This window comes from Ignatzschineria sp. PL_is040 (assembly GCF_055813795.1).
Genome location: NZ_JBVPGU010000037.1, coordinates 1 through 516, shown reverse-complemented (window position 1 = coordinate 516; position 516 = coordinate 1). Strand labels below are relative to the sequence as shown.

Here is a 516-nt window from a genome sequence, read left to right as displayed (position 1 = left end):
CACTGTGACGGTTCCTGTAACAGTCACACCGGTGAATGATGCGCCAACGGCTGAATCGCCAGCGATTAAGACGGAAGAAGATACGCCAGTAAAAGGAGCGGTTAAAGGTCACGATGTTGATGGGGGGGATGAGCTAACCTATCAAGTTGGTGATCAGCCGAAGAATGGTTCAGTCACAATTAACGAAGAAACCGGCGAATACACTTATACGCCGAAAAAAGATTACAACGGTGATGATGAATTCACGGTCGTCGTATCTGATGGCAATGGTGGTGAAGTGACTGTTACGATTCCTGTAACAGTCACGCCGGTGAATGATGCGCCAGTAGTTAAAGCTGAAGAACAACCGATTACCACCCTAGAAGATGAGCCGAAAAAAGGCGCAATTACGGGTGTTACGGATGTTGATGGCGATACCTTGAAGTATACACTTGAGAAAAAACCAACCTCGGGAAGTGTCTTACTTGATGAGAAAACCGGAGAGTTTACGTATACGCCCAACAAAGATTACAACGG

Annotated in this window: 1 protein-coding gene; it reads left to right on the top strand. The window is 46.5% G+C overall.

Features of this window, described 5'->3' with window-relative positions; genetic code table 11:
* A partial coding sequence (locus AC0SAP_RS10355; RefSeq protein WP_473384107.1) for a tandem-95 repeat protein occupies positions 1-516 on the top strand: 516 nt, incomplete at both ends.